This window comes from Flavobacteriales bacterium (assembly GCA_013214975.1).
Taxonomy (GTDB): Bacteria; Bacteroidota; Bacteroidia; order DT-38; family DT-38; genus DT-38.
The window spans coordinates 1-3517 of record JABSPR010000059.1; the positions used below are offsets into that span (position 1 = coordinate 1).

Here is a 3517-nt window from a genome sequence, read left to right on the forward strand (position 1 = left end):
GAGCGGCTATCTTATATGTAATTACCCCTTCCTTAACATCTTCTTTGTTCGGTAATCCCAAATGTTCTTTTGGAGTCACATAGCATAACATTGCCGTGCCATACCATCCGATCATTGCTGCTCCAATTCCTGAGGTAATATGATCATATCCTGGAGCAATGTCTGTGGTTAATGGCCCTAAAGTATAAAAAGGAGCTTCACCGCAGGCTTCTAATTGCCTGTCCATATTTTCCTTAATCATATGCATTGGAACATGTCCTGGTCCTTCAATTATTGTTTGAACGTCGTGCTTCCAAGCTATCTTAGTTAATTCCCCTAATGTTTCTAATTCCGCAAATTGAGCCTCATCGTTTGCATCAGCCAACGAACCTGGTCTTAAGCCATCCCCTAATGAAAATGCTACATCGTAAGCTTTCATTATCTCGCATATTTCTTCAAAATGCGTGTATAAGAAACTCTCTTTATGATGAGACAAACACCATTTAGCCATAATCGATCCTCCTCGAGATACAATTCCTGTAACTCGCTTAGCCGTCATTGGAACATATCTTAAAAGTACTCCTGCATGAATGGTGAAGTAATCTACTCCCTGTTCTGCTTGCTCAATGAGAGTATCTCTATAAATTTCCCAAGTAAGATCTTCTGCTTTGCCATTCACCTTCTCTAATGCCTGATAAATCGGCACAGTACCAATTGGAACAGGAGAGTTTCTTATAATCCATTCTCTTGTTTCGTGGATATTCTTTCCTGTTGAGAGATCCATAACATTATCGGCTCCCCATCTACAAGCCCAAACCGCCTTTTCTACTTCCTCTTCTATACTAGATGTAACTGCCGAATTTCCAATATTAGCATTGATTTTTACCAGGAAATTTCTACCAATTATCATTGGTTCAGACTCTGGGTGATTAATATTACATGGTATTACAGCTCTTCCTCTAGCAACTTCTTCTCGCACAAATTCTGCTGTTATTTTTTCCGGAGTATTAGCTCCAAAGCTTTCTCCTGGATGCTCAATTCCTTTATCCTTTATTTTTTGAATTTCTTGATTCTCCCGTATTGCGATGTACTCCATTTCGGGAGTAATAATGCCTTTTCTAGCATAGTGCATTTGACTCACATTCTGACCTTTCTTTGCTCTCAAAGGCTTCTTTATGTATTCAAATCTCAAATGGTCTAAGTCACTATTATATAGTCTTTCTTTACCAAAATCAGAAGAAATCTCCTCCAGCTGGTCTACATCACCCCTATCAAGAATCCATTGACTTCTTAGCTTTGGAAGACCTTTTTTGACGTCTATCTCAACATTAGGATCGGTATATGGGCCACTTGTATCATACACAACTAGTGCTTCATTCTTTTGAACTGCAGCATTACCTTCGGTAAGCCCCATTGTAGTATCTGACAATTCAATTGATCGCATGGCAACGCTAATATCATGTATTCCTCCTTTTACATATATTTTTTTCGAACCTGGAAATGGTTCTCTACTAATACTTACTTCAGATGGTAGTTGCTCCTTTTTCATGTATCCGGTTTTATGTATTTCTAGTTGTCTTCAAATAATTCAATCTCAACTTAATTCTTTAAATCATCCGCCTTGCGTGGCTTTAATAACGAGTATTTCATCTTTATGATTCAGCTCTTTATCGCCCCATTTATCTCGTGGAATCACCTCCTGATTAACGGCAACGGCACATCCTTTTTGATCATTTAGTTTATATCCAACAAGAAGATCAATCAAAGCCTGCCCTGATTCCATACTTATTTCTTTATCGTTTAGATATACTAACAAATCTTAATGCATTAAATAAAAGCTTTGGAGTACGCGTTGCGTAAGAAGTAACTTTTCCCTTCGTCTGAATTACCAGAATCAGGTTCTTAGGGTATCATCTCAGCTATAAAAGCACCCCCAAAGCATTGAAGTAAAAGTAACATTCCTCTTCTTAGATAAAGGATTTACTTATTAACATTTTATAAAGAGATCTACTCTTCAATTACCGCAATTACAACTGATAGAGAAAAGAATAGATGTATTTGGTAACAAACCCTTTATCTCTTTTTGTTGCCCCTCTGGAATCTGGATTACACGTAGGTCCATCTGACTTAATTTTTTTAAATCGGCCAAAGTTTCAGGGAAATAACTCAATGGATTTCCCCATGCGATTAGCCTCTCTAGACGATGAAGCTTTCCAATTTCAGGAGCTAATCCTTGGATTTTATTCTTGCCTATATTCAAATCAACAAGATTAGTTAATTCCCCAATTCCAGGACCAAGAAACTCCATCTTATTTCGCTCTAAATCAAGCACCTGTAAGAATTCTAGCTTTTCTAATCCTTTTGGAAAATCGACAAATTTATTATTGCTTAAGTCCAACTTATTCAAGTTGACTAATTTATATACACTTTTAGGTACCTTGGCAAGCTTGCCCTTTAGTCTTAAAACATAAACATCTTCAGGCGTCTTCAGTGCATCTTTCAAACTGGTATAAACATCCGCTCTACTAATCGCAACGCTATCCAACAATTGAGCATAGAGTACAGGTGTGTTTAAAACCAACAAAAACAAACACACTTTAAATTTCATCTCTACAATAACTCTAATGACATATTCTTATCTAAAAACAACTGAGACTTTAGTTTTTCAAGATCATCAAATTTCATCTCATCTCTTAACTTACGTATAAAATTTACTTTTATTTCTTGATCGTATATTTGCTCATCAAAGTCGAATATATTAACCTCAATCCGCTTTTCTGAATCCCCTATAGTAGGACGTGTACCTATATTCATCATCCCTTTAAACCAAACACCAGTTACTTTTACTTGAACCGCGTATACCCCGTTACCAGGAATAACTTTATTAACATCTATCTCTCCAATATTTGCCGTCGGAAAACCGATACTAGCGCCTATTTTATCACCTTCAATAACTTTTCCGGATAGAGGATAACTATACCCTAAATACTCCGATACAATATTAACCCTCCCCTCAGCAAGTGCATTTCTGATTTTTGTTGAACTAACATTAACATTTTCAATTACTTTTGCCGACACCTCTTCTATCTCAAAATCATACAGCTCACTTAACTCCTTCAACTCCTCTATACCACCTTCTCTATTTCTTCCAAAGTGATGGTCATATCCTATTATCAATTTTCGAATTCCAATCTTCTTTACAAGAACTTCCTTCACAAAATCGACAGAAGTCATCCTTGAAAATTCAATAGTAAATGGACATACAATTAAATGATCTATTTCTGAAGATTTAAGAATATCAATCTTTTCTTCCTGGGTGTTAATAAGCCTTAACTCATCATTATCCGGATATAATACTTTTCTCGGATGCGGATCAAAGGTCAAAACAACCGATTCACCATCCAAAACGCTACAACTTTTTTTAAGCTTACTCAATATTTTTTGATGTCCCACATGCAAGCCATCAAACGTTCCAATTGTGACGATCGGATTCTTGATTTTAGGGATACTGTTAAGGCTATTATAAAATTTCATCGAA

The 3517-nt window shown here is 36.4% G+C and carries 4 protein-coding genes and 1 riboswitch; all 4 genes read right to left on the minus strand.

Annotation, left to right across the window (positions count from 1 at the left end; all coding sequences use genetic code 11):
* Positions 1–1528 (minus strand): phosphomethylpyrimidine synthase ThiC (gene thiC, locus HRT72_03100; protein NQY66697.1); only part of this gene is annotated, 1528 nt, incomplete at its 3' end.
* 63 nt (positions 1529–1591) lie between these two features.
* Positions 1592–1762, minus strand: a complete 171-nt coding sequence (thiS, locus tag HRT72_03105) for a sulfur carrier protein ThiS (GenBank protein ID NQY66698.1) — start codon at positions 1760–1762, stop codon at positions 1592–1594.
* 71 nt (positions 1763–1833) lie between these two features.
* Positions 1834–1924: riboswitch (TPP riboswitch) on the minus strand.
* Between the two features lie 69 nt (positions 1925–1993).
* Positions 1994–2587 (minus strand): leucine-rich repeat domain-containing protein, encoded by a 594-nt coding sequence (locus HRT72_03110; protein NQY66699.1) that lies wholly within the window; start codon positions 2585–2587, stop codon positions 1994–1996.
* 2 nt (positions 2588–2589) lie between these two features.
* Positions 2590–3513: a bifunctional riboflavin kinase/FAD synthetase gene (locus tag HRT72_03115; GenBank protein NQY66700.1), complete on the minus strand. Its 924-nt coding sequence runs from the start codon at positions 3511–3513 to the stop codon at positions 2590–2592.
* Between the last annotated feature and the right edge of the window lie 4 nt (positions 3514–3517).

What these genes read in the sequence shown, in the direction of transcription:
- thiS (NQY66698.1), bottom strand. Translation starts at nt 1,762, where the DNA reads ATGGAATCAGGGCAGGCTTTGATTGATCTTCTTGTTGGATATAAACTA.
- HRT72_03110 (NQY66699.1), bottom strand. Translation starts at nt 2,587, where the DNA reads ATGAAATTTAAAGTGTGTTTGTTTTTGTTGGTTTTAAACACACCTGTA.
- HRT72_03115 (NQY66700.1), bottom strand. Translation starts at nt 3,513, where the DNA reads ATGAAATTTTATAATAGCCTTAACAGTATCCCTAAAATCAAGAATCCG.